Origin of the sequence: Rhizobium sp. NPDC090275 (assembly GCF_044772225.1) — a bacterium.
In the GTDB taxonomy this organism is placed as follows: domain Bacteria; phylum Pseudomonadota; class Alphaproteobacteria; order Rhizobiales; family Rhizobiaceae; genus Rhizobium.
Genome location: NZ_JBIVYL010000005.1, coordinates 314034 through 328231 on the forward strand (window position 1 = coordinate 314034; position 14198 = coordinate 328231).

Sequence of the window (14198 nt, forward strand, 5' to 3'; positions counted from 1 at the left end):
AAAGGGCTAAAATGGCTGGGCAGGTTCAGAGACAGACGGGCGTGGCACTGTGGCGGCAGATCGCCGACCGGATTCGCCAGGCGATCAGCGCCGGTGCCTACGACGAAACGGGCATGGTGCCGCCGGAGATGACGCTGGCTACGCAGTTCGGCGTCAACCGCCATACGGTGCGCAGCGCGCTGGCGGCACTGGCGCAGGAAGGGATCGTGCGCGCCGTGCAGGGTCGTGGCACGCTGATCGAGCGCAAGGAGCGGCTGAACTTTCCGATCAGCAAGCGGACGCGCTTCAACAGCGGCATCGGCGAGCAGGCGCGCGAGACGCGCGGGCTGCTGCTCGGCCATGGCGAGGAAGCGGCAAGCGACGAGGTGGCGCGCTGGCTGAAGCTTGCGCCGGGTACGAAAGTGATCCGGCTGGAGACGGTGCGCAAGGCGGATGGGCGGCCGGTCTCAAGCGCGACCTCGTGGTTTCCGGCAGACCGCTTCGCGGGCATGCGTGACGCCTATGAGACGACGGAATCGATCACCCGCGCCTTCGCCGAACTCGGCCTATCCGACTATGTCCGCGCCACCACCGAAATCACCGCCGCCCACGCCGAAGCCGCCGACCTCTCGGCGCTGGAGCTGACGCCGGGCGCGATCGTGCTGATCACCAAGGCGATGAACACCGATCTCGACGGCGTGCCGGTGCAATATTCGGTGACGCGCTTTGCGGCCGACCGGGTGCAGTTCACGATCGAGAATTGAGGGTTATCCTAGGACTTCGGCGTCATCATCGCCGGGGGCACCGTCAGGCATGCCTGATCGAAATCGCGCAGCATCGACTCATCTATGCCGCCGATCTTGAACAGCGCCTGCGCGGTAGCATGGATGGCCTCGAAGGCATCCGACTTGAACTTACGCCGGGTCGTCATGGTGCATCTCCCTACTCGGCCCTGAACGTAGCACCCAGTCCAATCGCTCTCAAGCCGGCGTGCTTGACGCTACTTTAGCCCCTCACCTCGCCTCCCACGGAAAGTGCCCCGCCCCATTGCCGGCGTCGAAGCCGGTGGAGAGGCTGAGGTCGCGCCAGGTGGCGTGTTCGGTGGCTCTGAGCACATCGTTCTGCTCGATGGCGCGGATGGCGTCGCTGCCGAGCGGAAGGCGCAGCGGCGGGTTGGCGAGGCTCGCGAGGTGGAGGATGGCGGCGGCGGCTTTTGCCGGATCGCCGGGCTGCCTGCCGTCATAATCGCGCTGGTAGCGGGCCATCTTGCCGACGGTTTCGTCATATTCGGGACGACCTTCGCGGAGCGTCGTGGAGGCGCCGGCGAAATCGGTGCGGAAACCGCCGGGCTCGACGATGCTGACCTTAACGCCGAGCGGGCCGACTTCGCAGCTCAAGGCCTCGGAGAAGCCTTCGACGCCCCATTTGGCCGCAGCATAGGGCGCACGACCGGCCGGGCCGATGCGGCCGCCGACGGAGGACACCTGGATGATGTGGCCGGCGCCCTGCTCGCGCATCAAAGGCAATGCCGCCTTGGTGACGATGATGGTGCCGAAGAGGTTGGTTTCGATCTGGGCGCGGAAGTCTGTGAGGCTGGTATCCTCGATCGATCCGACATCTCCGTAGCCGGCATTGTTGACGAGGACATCGAGCCGGCCGAAGCGCTCGACCGCGGCCTTGACCGCCTGCTCGGCCGATTGCTCGTCGGTCACATCAAGCGAAATCGTCAAGACACTCGAGGGATAGCGCTGCTTGATATCGTCGAGCTGGGCGGTATTGCGCGCTGTGGCGACCAGATTGTGCCCCTGAGCCAAAACCGCTTCCGCAAGCGCTCTGCCGAGACCACGCGAACTGCCTGTAATCAACCAAACCTGTGACATCCGAAATCTCCTTGATCCGTCGAAAGACCATATAGGCCTGACGGTATCTTCTTGAAAGAAGGCACCAGATGGATCTATACATACCTTATGGTAACTGAACTAAACGATGGTACATTCGACTTCTGCGAGACGCTGACGGATGCCGAGGATGCGCTTGCCCGCGAGATGCTGGAGCGCGCCAGCGCCAAGTGGCCGCTGCGCGTCATGCATATCCTGGCCGAGGCCAAGGGGCCGCTGCGGTTTTCACGTGTTCTGGAACGGGTGGAGGGCATCAGCCAGAAGGTGCTGACGCAGACATTGCGCACGCTGGAGGCCGATGGTCTGGTGACGCGCACGCTCTACCCGCAGGTGCCGCCGCGCGTGGAATACGAGCTGACGCCGCTGGGCGGGGAGCTTCTGGTGGAAGTGGTGGGGCTCTGGCAATGGATCGCCAACCGGCTGCCGGATTTCGAAGCGGCGCGGAAGCCGAAGGGTCAGACGGAAAACGGACCCGAAAACTAAGGAACTTTCCGGCCTATCCGGCGAGGCGCCGCGCATCGCAGAGACGCGCGGCGCGATGATATTTAGTGGGCGCCGGACATGTCGCCGAGGACTTCCTTGGAAGCGACGGTGGAGTCGGCGTTGAGCTTGTAGACCATGGGAACGCCGGTCGCGAGGTTGACGCCGAGGATCTGCTCCTTGGTAAGCTTGTCGAGCACCATGACCAGCGAGCGCAGCGAGTTGCCGTGGGCGGCGACGAGCACGGTTTCACCGCGGAGCACGCGGGGCAGGATTTCCGTCAGATAATACGGCCAGACGCGGGCGCCGGTGTCGCGCAGGCTTTCGCCACCCGGAGGCGGAACGTCGTAGGAGCGGCGCCAGATGTGGACCTGCTCTTCGCCCCACTTGGCGCGGGCGTCGTCCTTGTTGAGGCCGGAGAGATCGCCGTAGTCGCGCTCGTTCAGCGCCTGGTCCTTGATCGTCTCGAGGCCGGTCTGGCCGACGTTTTCAAGGATAATCTTCAGCGTGTCCTGGGCGCGCTTCAGGTCGGACGTGAAGGCGATGTCGAACTTGATGCCGGTTTCGGCGAGCGCCTTGCCGCCGGTGTTGGCTTCCTGAACGCCGAGCTCCGTGAGCTCCGGGTTCTTCCAGCCGGTGAAAAGGTTCTTCAGGTTCCAGTCGCTCTGGCCGTGGCGAACGAGGACGAGGGTACCGCTCATTATAAATTCCTCCTGATGAGATCAGTGTTGGGAGAGCCCGAGAACATCGAGCATGGAATAGAGACCCGGCTTCTTGTCGCGCGCCCAAAGGGCCGCCTTGACGGCGCCGCGCGCGAAGATCGACCGATCGCCGGCGCTGTGGGCCATGGAGACGCGCTCGCCTTCGCCGGCGAAGATGACGGAATGTTCGCCGATGACGGAGCCGCCGCGAAGCGTGGCAAAGCCGATCGTGCCCGCTTCGCGCGCGCCGGTGTGGCCATCGCGGACGCGGACGGAATGCGTTGCGAGATCGATGCCGCGGCCCTTGGCGGCGGCTTCGCCCAGCAGCAGCGCGGTGCCCGAGGGAGCGTCGACCTTGCGCTTGTGGTGCATTTCGAGGACCTCGATGTCCCAATCGGCGGGATCGAGCGCGCGCGCCGCCTGTTCAACCAGCACGCTGAGCAGATTGACGCCGAGGCCCATATTGCCAGACTTGACGATGCGGGCATGGCGGCCGGCGGCGGAAATCTTCTGTTCGTCCTCAACCGAGCAGCCTGTGGTGCCGATGATGTGGACGATGCGGGCCTGGGCGGCGAGTGCTGCGAATTCATTGGTGGTCGCCGGCGTGGTGAAATCGAGCACGCCATCGGCGTGCAAGAAGGCGGCCAGCGGATCGTCGGTGATCGCGATACCGTTGCGGCCGAGGCCTGCGATCTCGCCGGCATCCTTGCCGATGAAGGGAGAGCCGGGGCGGCCGACGGCTGCGTGCAGCGTAACACCTTCGATCTCGTGCACCATGCGGATGAGCGCCTGTCCCATGCGGCCCGCTGCACCAACCACCACCAGTTTCATCGCAGCATCGCTCATGTCAGGCGTCCATCATTCACGTATCAGAAAGTCTCGGAGGCCGCGGGCCTCTGAAGGTTGTTGAGGCGAGCGTAAAGACCGTCGCTGCGCTTCGCAAGCGTCTCGTGATTGCCCTCTTCGACGACGCGGCCCTGCTGCATGACGACGATCTTGTCGGCGCGCACCACGGTCGAAAGACGGTGGGCGATGACGACCACGGTGCGGCCGGTCATGGCTTCGTCGAGCGCCTTCTGGACGGCTGCTTCCGATTCGGTGTCGAGCGCGGAGGTCGCTTCGTCGAGCAGCAGGATCGGGGCGTTGCGCACCAGAGCGCGGGCGATCGACAGGCGCTGGCGCTGGCCGCCCGAAAGCGTCACGCCGTTTTCGCCGACCGGCGTGTCGTAGCCTTCCGGCTGGGCGAGAATGAAGTCGTGGGCGTAAGCGAGACGCGCTGCCTCCTCGACCTCGGCATCGCTGGCGTCGGGACGGCCATAGCGGATGTTGTCGCGGATCGAGCCTTCGAACAGATAGGGCTGCTGCGAGACATAGGCCAGCTGCTCGCGCAGCGACTTCTTGGTCACATGGGCGATGTCCTGGCCATCGATCAGGATCTGGCCGGCCTTCGGATCATAGAAGCGCGGGATGAGATTGATGATGGTCGACTTGCCGGCGCCGGAGGGGCCGACGAGCGCGGTGGTCTTGCCACCTTCGGCGACCATGTTGACGCCATCGAGCACATTGTCGTTGCCATAGGCGAAAGCGACATCCTTGAGCTCGATGCGGGCTTCGGTGACCACGAGGGGCTTGGCATCCGGCAGGTCGCGCTGGCGCGGCTCCATGTCGAGCAGTTCGTAGATCATCCGCGCGTTGACGGCGGCGCGCTCCATCTGCACCTGCAGCTTGGCAAGGCGACGGGCCGGATCATAGGCGAGCAGCAGCGCCGTGACGAAGGAGAAGAAGGCGCCGGGCGGCACGTTCTGATAAATCGAGCGGTAGGCGGCGTAGGCGAGAACGCTGGCAACGGCGAAACCGGCGAAGCTTTCTGTCATCGGCGCATTGCGCTCGGACAGCTTGGCAATCTTGTTGCCACGCTCTTCGGCGGCGACGATGATCTTGTTGATCTTCTGCTCGAGCTGCCGCTCCATCGTGAACGCCTTGACGATGGAGATGCCCTGAATGGTCTCCTGCATGGCGCCGAGCACGTGGCTGTTGAGATCGATCGCTTCCTTGGTGGCCTGTCGCAGGCGCTTGGAGAGATAGCGCAGCGCCAGAAGCAGCGGCGGCGCGAGAATGAGGACGGCGACGCTGAGCAGCGGGTCCTGATAGACCATGACGCCGAGCAGGGCGACGAAGGTCAGCAGGTCACGGGCGGTCGAGGTGATCGTCAGGTTGAGGACATCGCGGATGCCGCCGACATTCTGGCTGACCTGGGCGGCGATGCGGGCCGAGCGCGCCTCGTTGAAATAGCCGACCGACAGCGTCATCAGATGCACGTAAAGGCGGCTCTGGTAGCGGGCAACGATGTTGTTGCCGATCTTCGACAGCGCCACCGCCTGGCCATAGCTCGCGAAACCGCGAATGACGAAGGCTATGAAGATAGAGAGGCAGATGACCCAGACGACATCGGCGCGCCTGTTGGCGAAGGCCTCGTCGATGATCGAGCGCATGATCCAGGCGGTAAAGGCCGTCGATAGCGCGACGAGGACAAGACAGCTGATGGCGACGACGTAGCCCCAGATGTGCTCGCGGCCGTTTTCAGCGATGATGCGCTTCAAGACGGCGGTGACCGTGCCGCTGTCGACGGGGCGCTGCTGGGGATCGGATGAACGCAATAAAGACTTCCTGTCTCGTGACCATGCGAGCCGCTGCTGCGGCCCGCGCTCGAGCGGCTCTATAAAGAGTTGGCGCCCGTTTGGCTAGGTCTGTCCGGGCGCCGGACGCTGGGGGGCTATCGGCCCCAGCGGCGGCCATCGGTCGACACGCCGAAGGTGTCGGGCCGGCGGGCGTAGGACGAGAGGCCGGAGAGTGCGGCCAGCGGGTGGGTTACGACATAGGTCGGGATGGTCGAGAGCAGTGCCGTGTGCGGCGCCTTGTCCTCGAAACCGGCGCGAAACTCGGGCTTGCGCAGAGCGGCCAGGATCTTCTGGCTGATGCCGCCGGAGAGGAACACGCCACCGCGGGCCATGAAGATCATCGCCATGTCGCCGGCAACGCGGCCGAGATAGGTCGAAAACAGCGAGATGGTCTCGACTGCAACCGGGTCGCTTTCGGCCAGCGCATGCGAGGTGATATCAGCAGGGTCGCTGTACTTGGGCGCGATGCCATCGGCGGTGCAGATGGCGCGATAGAGGTTGACGATGCCGCGGCCGGAGAGGATCTGCTCGGCCGACACGCGGCCCTCGATCGTTTCGACATAAGGGAAGATTTCGAGATCGCGCTTGCTGCGCGGCCCGAGATCGACGTGGCCGCCCTCGCCCGGAACCGGGATCCAGACGCCGCGCGCATGCACGAGGCCGCCGACGCCGAGGCCGGTGCCCGGCCCGAGCACGACGCGGGAAGCGACCATGTCCTCATGGGCATCGGCATTGCCGAGGCGTTCGCGGTGTTCCGGCGCCAGGTCGGAGATGGCGAGCGCCTGGGCTTCGAAATCGTTGACGACCAGAACGTCCTCGAGCCCAAGATTTTCGATCATCGACTTCGGACGCACGACCCAATCGCAATTGGTCAGCGGGATTTCGTCGTCGCTGATCGGGCCGGCGACCGCGAGGATGGCGGAACGCGGCTTGATCGCGCTCTTTTCCAGGATGGTGGCGCGGATGGCGTCGTCGATGGTCTTGAAATCGGCGGTGCGCACGTTCGGGAAATTGACCTGTTCGGCGTCGGCCGTCTCGATGATGGCGAAACGGGCATTGGTTCCGCCGATATCGCCGATCAGGATCGGGAAGGGCATGGAGGCGTCGCTGGTATCGAGCTGGTGCATGGCAGGTTCCGTTGTTGCGCGTTCGCGCGCCGCTTATGCGTGAAGATTGGCGATCAGCCTGTCGGCCGTGGCCTCGTTGAGTGCCATTGGGATATCATAGACGATCGCAAGGCGCATCAAGGCCTTGACGTCGACGTCGTGGGGCATGGGGGTCAGCGGGTCGACGAAGAAGATCAGGGCATCGACCTCGCCGGTGGCAATCAGCGCGCCGATCTGCTGGTCACCGCCCAGCGGGCCGCTTTTCAACCGGGTGACATCGAGCGAGGGAGCAGCATCGAGAACGCGGCCGCCGGTCGTGCCGGTCGCGAAGATCGTCCAGTTCGCCTTGAGCGTCTCCTCGTTGCGGCGGGCGAATTCCGCCATGTCGTCCTTCTTCTGGTCATGCGCGATGAGCGCAAGGCACTTGCGGCCGGCCATCAGAAGCTCCCCCTCTAAATTCACTGGCATAATTCAATCGATTTGACCGCTTCTATACGAAGCGATCAGGGTTTTAAAGAGCGGTGTCGCGGTGTTCAACCGGCATCATTGCGCTGCGGGCTTGTCATCCGGGATCGGGCCGCGATCGGGCAGCTCGTCGTCATTGGCGGCGGGCGGCGCGTCAATGGGCTGAGCGCGGAGCACTTCGGCGGCCGAAGGGCCGCCATAGGTCGCGGCGCGCACGGAGGAGACCGAGGGCGCATCGAGAACCGCCTGGCAGGCCTTGGGCAGGTCCGACACCATGACCTCGCGCGGCTTGACCGGCTTGGCATCCGGCTTCGGCGGCTTGGGCTTGGCCCATGGCGCCGGGCTGAACCACCAGGCGAGCGACTTGTCGCAGCCATCGCCGGCCACCACGGGCGCCTGCGGCTTGCAATTGACGGCGCCCGGCGGGCACTTGATACGAATGTGGAAGTGGGAATCGTGGCCGTATTCCGGGCGCAGCTTGCCGAGATTGGTGCGATCGCCCGTCCAGGTGTCGCACATCTTCTTCTTGATCGCCGGATTGACGAAGATGCGCTCGACCTGCGGATAGCTCGCAGCGCGCATCAGGAGACGCGCATGGGCCGGCGTCCAGACATTCGGGTTGATCGTCAGGAAGGCGTTCTTCTGCAGCATGGTCGTGAAAGGCAGCGCCTCGCGCTGTTCCGCCGTCATGCGGAAGTTGGGCATCGGCGTCAGCCAGATATCGGCGTCGAGGCCAATCTGGTGCGAGGCGTGGCCGTTGAACATCGGACCGCCGCGCGGCTGGGCGATATCGCCGACCAACAGGCCGGGCCAGCCATCATATTTGGCGGCATCGCGCGACAGCTGCTCGATGGTGGAGAGCATGGCCGGATTGCCCCAGCGGCGATTGCGCGACAGGCGCATAGCCTGCCAGTTCGGACCATCGGTCGGAAGCGCCTCGGCGCCGGCCATGCAGCCCTTGGCGTAGAAGCCATAGGGTTGCGGAGCACCTTGTGTCGGAAGCTGAACGCCGCCGAAGATCGCCTTGGCGCTGCCGGGGCTCGGCTGCTTTTGCTGGGCGGCGACATCGCCGGCGATAAGGCTGGCGCCGATCGCAGTGGCCAGTGCCAGTTTACCGATTGAAGAGAGCGCCTGCGCGATGCGGAAAGCCATGCCGTATCCTGAACTACTGCCGACCAAGGTCGAGTGATTTGCACCCGTTTTACCGTGAAATGCGATTCTGGTGAATCGATGTTTTTCGCGGGCGATTGCGAGACATCGCGTCGGCCGGCAGCGCCGCACTCAGGTGTTGGCGAGGATGTCGGCGGTTTTGCGGACGCGCGACAGGCGCGGGAAGATGCGCTCGCAGGCGAAGGCGTGCATCTCGGCGGTGAACGTCGTCATCGCATCCTCGGCGGCGATGACCGCGTAATTATGGGCGAAGGCATCGCGGATCGTGGCCTCGACGCCGAAGTTGGTGGCGATACCGGTGAGAATGACCGTCCGGATGCCGCGGCGGCGCAGCTGCAGGTCGAGCTCGCTGCCATAAAAGGCGCTCCATTGATGCTTGGTGATGCGCACATCCGGCGTCAGGTCAGCGATCTCTGGCGGTTCGCGCAGCGCTTCGGCCGGCAAGCCACCCTGTGGGAAGGCGATCGGTTCGTCGGTCGGCTGGTTGACAGCATCGGCATAGTCCGCGGAAAATCCGATGGTGACGAAGACGGTCGTGCCGCCGGCCGCTTTCAGCGACTTGGCGATCGCGGCGGTATTTTCGATCACCTGCTGAGCGGAATGAGGCGCGACGGGCCGGGAAATGATAAAGCCCTGCAGATCGATGGAGATCAGGGCGGTGGTCTTGGGATCGTAGAGGGACATGGAAGGCTCCGGAATAAACATGAGGATATCCTCGCAATTGGAAATATGAGGATGCCCTCACAAAAATCAAGTGCCGATCCGATCGATCGTTCGCCGAAGCAGAAGCGCGGGCACGAGCGCGTTGCCATTCTGACCGAGGCGGCCGCCAAGGTTTTTCTTGAGAAGGGCTATGAGGCCGCGACGATGACGGAGATCGCCGCCGAGGCGAAATCCTCTATCGGCTCGCTCTACCAGTTCTTCCCGACCAAGCCAGTGCTGGCCGAAGCGCTGCATATCGAGCGGATGCGGCAGCTGAACGCCGCGCTGGTCGACCTGCAGAACGAGGTCGACGGCAAGCGGGCATCGGAGATCGGCGACGCGATCTTCGCGCGGCTTGGCAGCTTTCTCGAGGATTACCGCGAATTTCCGGTGCTGGCGGCGCGGCGCGATATCCCCAAGGAGCGCAAGGTGAAATCGCGGGCGGAACTGCGCGGTAATATCAAGGCGCTGCTGCAGAAGGCGAGCCCTTCTGTTGGCGACGATCTCGACCTTCTGTCGGCGCTGGTGCTCGAACTGCTGAGGATCATCGTGACGGCGGCGCACGATCCCGATATCGGCGGCGATCCCCGCATGGTGGCGGAGTTGCGGGGGATGCTGCGCAAAAGGCTGGAGGAAGCGACGGCCTGAGCAGCCGGGCTTGCGCTCACATTTGCGCGAAGCCGGACAAAAAAGGTTGCGTCACCTGTTTTTCGCCAGCATTTCGCCTATCCTCGAAAAAAGCGAAACAATTGGGGCTGGCGAATGGCGCGTGCGTGGTCGAGACTTGGTTTGGTGTTTTCTCTGTTGGGCGCTGCCGCCCTGCCCTTGCAGGCCGTCGCCCAGGAGCCGGCCTTCCGGATCGGAACCTCCACCATCGGCGAGCTGAAATACAAGCCGGGCTTCAAGCATTTCGACTACGTCAATCCGGATGCGCCGAAGGGCGGCAATCTGAGGCTTTCGGCATCCGGCACCTACGACACGTTCAATCCGCTGCTTTCCAAGGGCGAGGCCGCCGTCGGCCTGACGCTGCCGTTCGAGACGCTGATGAAATCGGCCGACGACGAGTTGCTCGCTTCCTACGGGCTGCTGGCGGAAGGGGTCTCCTATCCCGACGACGTCTCGAGCGCGACCTTCAGGCTGCGCGCCGAGGCGAAGTGGGCGGATGGCAAGCCCGTCACGCCGGATGACGTGATCTTCAGCTTCGACAAGGTGAAGGAGCTCAACCCGCTCGCCTCCAATTACTACAAGCACGTGGTGAAAGCCGAGAAATCAGGCGAGCGCGACGTGACCTTCACCTTCGACGAGAAGAACAACAAGGAACTGCCCAATATCCTCGGCCAGCTGGTGGTTGTGCCGAAGCACTGGTGGGAGGGCACCGGGCCTGACGGCAAGCCGCGCGATATCGCCAAGACCACGCTGGAACCTGTCATGGGCTCCGGCCCCTACAAGATCGCCGCCTTCACGGCCGGCGCCACGATCCGCTACGAGCTGCGCGACGACTATTGGGGCAAGGACCTCAACGTCAATGTCGGGCAGAACAATTTCGGCTCGATCACCTACAAGTATTACGGCGACCGGGACGTGGAGTTCGAGGCCTTCCGCGCCGGCAACAGCGACTTCTGGCAGGAGACGCAGGCGGCGCGTTGGGCGACCGGCTATGATTTCCCCGCTGTCAAGGAAGGCCGCGTGAAGAAGGAGGACGTGCCGAATGCGCTGCGCGCCACTGGCATCATGCAGGCGCTGGTGCCGAACACGCGCCGCGACATCTTCAAGGACGAGAAGGTGCGCGAGGCGCTGAACTACGGCTTCGACTTCGAGGAACTAAACCGCACCGTCGCCTTCAACAGCTACAAGCGCATCGACAGCTATTTCTGGAACACCGAGCTCGCCTCCTCCGGCCTGCCTGAGGGGCGCGAGCTGGAGATTCTCAACGGCCTCAAGGACAAGCTTTCGCCTTCAGTCTTCACCACGGCCTATTCCAACCCTGTCGGCGGCGACCCGCAGAAGAGCCGCGACAACCTGCGCACGGCGATCAAGCTGCTCAAGGAAGCGGGCTGGGAGATCAAGGGCAACCGCATGGTCAATACCGCGACCGGCAAGCCGATGAGCTTCGAGATCCTGCTTTCAAGCCCGATGCTCGAGCGCTGGGCCGTGCCCTATACCAACAATCTCAAGAAGATCGGCATCGATGCGCGGGTGCGCACAGTTGACGCCTCGCAATATACCAATCGCGTCCGCAGCTTCGACTACGACATGATCTGGAACGTGTGGGCGCAGACGATGAACCCCGGCAACGAGCAGGCCGACTACTGGGGCTCGGGTTCCGCCAACCAGCAGGGCTCGCGCAATTATTCCGGCATTTCCGACCCGGCGGTCGACGCGCTGACCCGCATGGTGATCTTCGCGCCCAACCGCGATGAGCAGGTGGCGTCGATCAAGGCGCTCGACCGCGTGCTGATGGCGGGACACTATGTGATCCCGCTGTTTTATCGTGGCACGCAGTCGATCACCTACTGGAACACGATCACCCGGCCGGCCGAATATCCGACCTATTCGACCGGTTTCCCCGACGTCTGGTGGTCGTCTTCCGCCAAGAAATGAGCGGACTTGCATTGGCCTGACGGCTGGGCTCCAAATGGGCCTACCGAATCACTTCGGACCATGATCAGCGCCGGTACGGACCGGCAGCGGGAGGCTTGACGATTGAGCGGCGATAGACTGGACAGCCTACGACAGAACTCCCCGGAGGCCGCTCGCTGATGGGAGCCTATATCCTTCGCCGCCTGCTTTTGATGATCCCGACCATTATCGGCATCATGGCCATCTCGTTCACCGTCATCCAGTTCGCGCCGGGCGGGCCGGTCGAGCAGGTGATCGCGCAGCTGACGGGCGATGCGCAGGGGGCCGACGCCCGCCTCTCGGGTGGCGGCGGCGACCTGATGGGATCGGGTATGGATGAAGGCGGCTCGAAATATCGCGGCGCGCAGGGGCTCGATCCGGAGCTGATCAAGAAGCTCGAGAAGCAGTTCGGCTTCGACAAGCCGCCGCTGACGCGTTTCGGCGAGATGATGTGGAATTATATCCGCCTCGATTTCGGCGAGAGCTTCTTCCGCAGCACGTCCGTTCTCGAGCTGATCAAGGAAAAGCTGCCGGTCTCGGCCTCGCTCGGCATCTGGATCATGATCTTCTCCTACGGCATCTCCATTCCGCTCGGCATCCGCAAGGCGGTGAAGGACGGCTCGACCTTCGACGTGTGGACCTCGGGCGTGATCATCATCGGCTATGCCGTTCCGAGCTTCCTGTTCGGTATCCTGCTGATCGTGCTCTTCGCCGGCGGATCCTTCTACGACTGGTTCCCCCAGCGCGGTCTCATCTCCGACAATTTCGACCAGCTTTCTTGGTGGCAGAAGCCGCTCGACTACTTCTGGCACCTGGCGCTGCCGCTGATCTCGTTGTCGCTGGCGGCGTTCGCCACCACGACGCTGCTCACCAAGAATTCCTTCATCGAGGAGATCAAGAAGCAGTATGTGGTGACGGCGCGGGCCAAGGGGCTGAACGAGCGCAAGGTGCTTTACGGCCACGTGTTCCGCAACGCCATGCTGATCATCATCGCCGGCTTTCCCGGCGCCTTCATCTCCGCCTTCTTCACCGGATCGCTGCTGATCGAGAACATCTTCTCGCTGGATGGGCTGGGGCGGCTCGGCTATCTCTCGGTGGTCAATCGTGACTATCCGATCGTGTTCGCGACGCTCTACATCTTCTCGCTGCTCGGCCTTTTCGTCAGCCTGATCTCCGACCTGATCTACACCTGGATCGATCCGCGCATCGACTTCGAGCGGAGGGACGTGTGATGGACACCGCCTCAAAGCCCGCGACCGCCACGCCCGTCAAGCCGCCACGCAAGGGGCTGCTCTCGCCCACCAACATAAGGCGCTGGAAGAACTTCAAGGCCAACCGGCGCGGCTACTGGTCGCTCTGGCTGTTCCTTCTCATCTTCGGGCTCAGCCTGTTTGCCGAATTCATCGCCAACGACCGGCCGATCATCGCCTCCTACAAGGGCGAGATTCTGTTTCCGGTTCTCGTCAATTATCCCGAGGAGAAGTTCGGCGGCTTCCTGGCAGAGACCGATTATCGGTCGGACGTGATCGCCGACGAGATCAAGGCCAATGGCTGGATGATCTGGCCGCCGATCCGCTATTCCTACCGCTCGGTGAACTCCAACATCCCGCACTCGGCGCCAACCGCGCCCTTCTGGATGATGAGCGAGCAGGAGCGCTGCTCGGGCTATCCCCAAGGGGTGGACGATCCCAACTGCACGTGGAGCAACCTCAACTGGCTGGGCACCGACGACCAGGCGCGCGACGTGCTTGCCCGCGTGATCTATGGCTTCCGGATCTCGGTGCTGTTCGGCCTTATCCTGACCATCTGCTCGGCGGTCGTCGGCGTCAGCGCCGGCGCCATCCAGGGCTATTACGGCGGCTGGACCGACCTTTTGCTGCAGCGCTTCATCGAGATCTGGTCGTCGATGCCGGTACTCTACATTCTCCTCATCATAGCCTCGCTACTGCCGCCTGGCTTCTTCGTGCTGCTCGGGATCATGCTGCTGTTCTCATGGGTCGGCTTCGTGGGCGTGGTGCGCGCGGAGTTTCTGAGAGCCCGCAATTTCGAATATGTCCGGGCAGCACGCGCGCTTGGCGTCGGCAACCGCACGATCATGTGGCGGCACCTTCTGCCGAACGCGATGGTGGCGACGCTGACCTTCCTTCCCTTCATCCTCTCCGGCTCGATCACGACGCTGACCTCGCTCGACTTCCTCGGCTTCGGCATGCCGCCCGGCTCACCCTCGCTCGGCGAGATGATCGCCCAGGGCAAGGCCAACCTGCAGGCACCATGGCTGGGCCTGACGGCCTTCTTCGCGATGTCGATCATGCTGTCGCTGCTGATCTTCATCGGCGAGGCGGTGCGCGATGCGTTCGATCCGAGAAAGACGTTCGGATGAGGGCGGCCTCGTCATGGCAG

15 protein-coding genes are annotated in these 14198 nt (G+C 63.6%); 6 read left to right on the plus strand and 9 right to left on the minus strand.

Annotated elements, in window-relative coordinates; translation table 11 throughout:
- Positions 1-11: 11 nt before the first annotated feature.
- Positions 12-743 (plus strand): phosphonate metabolism transcriptional regulator PhnF, encoded by a 732-nt coding sequence (gene phnF / locus ACIQUB_RS15385; RefSeq protein WP_113239444.1) that lies wholly within the window; start codon positions 12-14, stop codon positions 741-743.
- 8 nt (positions 744-751) lie between these two features.
- Here phnF and ACIQUB_RS15390 read toward each other — a convergent pair whose 3' ends face one another.
- On the minus strand, positions 752-910 hold the full coding sequence (locus ACIQUB_RS15390; RefSeq protein ID WP_402930489.1) for a hypothetical protein: 159 nt from the start codon (positions 908-910) through the stop codon (positions 752-754).
- 82 nt (positions 911-992) lie between these two features.
- Entirely contained in the window at positions 993-1859 is an 867-nt protein-coding gene (locus ACIQUB_RS15395; protein WP_113239445.1) for an oxidoreductase, read from the minus strand.
- Between the two features lie 87 nt (positions 1860-1946).
- Between ACIQUB_RS15395 and ACIQUB_RS15400 the strand changes: the two genes are divergently transcribed.
- Entirely contained in the window at positions 1947-2360 is a 414-nt protein-coding gene (locus tag ACIQUB_RS15400) for a helix-turn-helix domain-containing protein (protein ID WP_112945178.1), read from the plus strand.
- 62 nt (positions 2361-2422) lie between these two features.
- Here the strand turns inward: ACIQUB_RS15400 and ACIQUB_RS15405 are convergent, their stop codons facing one another.
- The 7 genes from ACIQUB_RS15405 to ACIQUB_RS15435 form a co-directional block, all read right to left on the minus strand.
- Complete coding sequence (locus ACIQUB_RS15405; protein ID WP_018899221.1) at positions 2423-3058, minus strand: 2,3-bisphosphoglycerate-dependent phosphoglycerate mutase; 636 nt, start codon at positions 3056-3058, stop codon at positions 2423-2425.
- Positions 3059-3079: 21 nt separating this feature from the next.
- Positions 3080-3904 carry a 4-hydroxy-tetrahydrodipicolinate reductase gene (gene dapB / locus ACIQUB_RS15410; RefSeq protein WP_113239446.1) on the minus strand — a complete coding sequence of 275 codons (825 nt, stop codon included), beginning with the start codon at positions 3902-3904 and terminating at the stop codon, positions 3080-3082.
- 23 nt (positions 3905-3927) lie between these two features.
- Complete coding sequence (locus ACIQUB_RS15415) at positions 3928-5715, minus strand: ABC transporter ATP-binding protein (RefSeq protein ID WP_111563123.1); 1788 nt, start codon at positions 5713-5715, stop codon at positions 3928-3930.
- Positions 5716-5831: 116 nt separating this feature from the next.
- Positions 5832-6863 carry a glucokinase gene (locus ACIQUB_RS15420; RefSeq protein ID WP_113239447.1) on the minus strand — a complete coding sequence of 344 codons (1032 nt, stop codon included), beginning with the start codon at positions 6861-6863 and terminating at the stop codon, positions 5832-5834.
- Between the two features lie 33 nt (positions 6864-6896).
- Positions 6897-7280 carry a methylglyoxal synthase gene (locus ACIQUB_RS15425; protein ID WP_047506724.1) on the minus strand — a complete coding sequence of 128 codons (384 nt, stop codon included), beginning with the start codon at positions 7278-7280 and terminating at the stop codon, positions 6897-6899.
- Positions 7281-7385: 105 nt separating this feature from the next.
- Positions 7386-8459: a penicillin-insensitive murein endopeptidase gene (gene mepA / locus ACIQUB_RS15430; protein ID WP_113239448.1), complete on the minus strand. Its 1074-nt coding sequence runs from the start codon at positions 8457-8459 to the stop codon at positions 7386-7388.
- 129 nt (positions 8460-8588) lie between these two features.
- Complete coding sequence (locus tag ACIQUB_RS15435; RefSeq protein WP_113239484.1) at positions 8589-9161, minus strand: hydrolase; 573 nt, start codon at positions 9159-9161, stop codon at positions 8589-8591.
- Between the two features lie 51 nt (positions 9162-9212).
- On the opposite strand from ACIQUB_RS15435, the gene ACIQUB_RS15440 reads away from it, so the two are divergent.
- From ACIQUB_RS15440 to ACIQUB_RS15455, 4 genes are all read left to right on the plus strand, one after another.
- Positions 9213-9827 (plus strand): TetR/AcrR family transcriptional regulator, encoded by a 615-nt coding sequence (locus tag ACIQUB_RS15440; RefSeq protein WP_113239449.1) that lies wholly within the window; start codon positions 9213-9215, stop codon positions 9825-9827.
- Between the two features lie 114 nt (positions 9828-9941).
- Positions 9942-11780, plus strand: a complete 1839-nt coding sequence (locus ACIQUB_RS15445) for an extracellular solute-binding protein (RefSeq protein WP_113239450.1) — start codon at positions 9942-9944, stop codon at positions 11778-11780.
- 158 nt (positions 11781-11938) lie between these two features.
- Positions 11939-13030 (plus strand): microcin C ABC transporter permease YejB, encoded by a 1092-nt coding sequence (locus ACIQUB_RS15450; protein WP_113239451.1) that lies wholly within the window; start codon positions 11939-11941, stop codon positions 13028-13030.
- Complete coding sequence (locus ACIQUB_RS15455) at positions 13030-14178, plus strand: ABC transporter permease (protein ID WP_113239452.1); 1149 nt, start codon at positions 13030-13032, stop codon at positions 14176-14178. The genes ACIQUB_RS15450 and ACIQUB_RS15455 overlap by 1 nt, the downstream gene beginning before the upstream one ends.
- Positions 14179-14198: the final 20 nt, after the last annotated feature.

Excerpts from the sequence above, each read along its gene's own strand:
- ACIQUB_RS15440 (WP_113239449.1), top strand. The coding sequence starts at position 9,213 with ATGCCCTCACAAAAATCAAGTGCCGATCCGATCGATCGTTCGCCGAAG.
- ACIQUB_RS15450 (WP_113239451.1), top strand. The coding sequence starts at position 11,939 with ATGGGAGCCTATATCCTTCGCCGCCTGCTTTTGATGATCCCGACCATT.
- ACIQUB_RS15455 (WP_113239452.1), top strand. The coding sequence starts at position 13,030 with ATGGACACCGCCTCAAAGCCCGCGACCGCCACGCCCGTCAAGCCGCCA.
- ACIQUB_RS15395 (WP_113239445.1), bottom strand. The coding sequence starts at position 1,859 with ATGTCACAGGTTTGGTTGATTACAGGCAGTTCGCGTGGTCTCGGCAGA.
- phnF (WP_113239444.1), top strand. The coding sequence starts at position 12 with ATGGCTGGGCAGGTTCAGAGACAGACGGGCGTGGCACTGTGGCGGCAG.
- ACIQUB_RS15425 (WP_047506724.1), bottom strand. The coding sequence starts at position 7,280 with ATGGCCGGCCGCAAGTGCCTTGCGCTCATCGCGCATGACCAGAAGAAG.
- ACIQUB_RS15390 (WP_402930489.1), bottom strand. The coding sequence starts at position 910 with ATGACGACCCGGCGTAAGTTCAAGTCGGATGCCTTCGAGGCCATCCAT.
- ACIQUB_RS15420 (WP_113239447.1), bottom strand. The coding sequence starts at position 6,863 with ATGCACCAGCTCGATACCAGCGACGCCTCCATGCCCTTCCCGATCCTG.
- ACIQUB_RS15445 (WP_113239450.1), top strand. The coding sequence starts at position 9,942 with ATGGCGCGTGCGTGGTCGAGACTTGGTTTGGTGTTTTCTCTGTTGGGC.
- ACIQUB_RS15435 (WP_113239484.1), bottom strand. The coding sequence starts at position 9,161 with ATGTCCCTCTACGATCCCAAGACCACCGCCCTGATCTCCATCGATCTG.
- mepA (WP_113239448.1), bottom strand. The coding sequence starts at position 8,459 with ATGGCTTTCCGCATCGCGCAGGCGCTCTCTTCAATCGGTAAACTGGCA.
- ACIQUB_RS15405 (WP_018899221.1), bottom strand. The coding sequence starts at position 3,058 with ATGAGCGGTACCCTCGTCCTCGTTCGCCACGGCCAGAGCGACTGGAAC.
- dapB (WP_113239446.1), bottom strand. The coding sequence starts at position 3,904 with ATGAGCGATGCTGCGATGAAACTGGTGGTGGTTGGTGCAGCGGGCCGC.
- ACIQUB_RS15400 (WP_112945178.1), top strand. The coding sequence starts at position 1,947 with ATGGTAACTGAACTAAACGATGGTACATTCGACTTCTGCGAGACGCTG.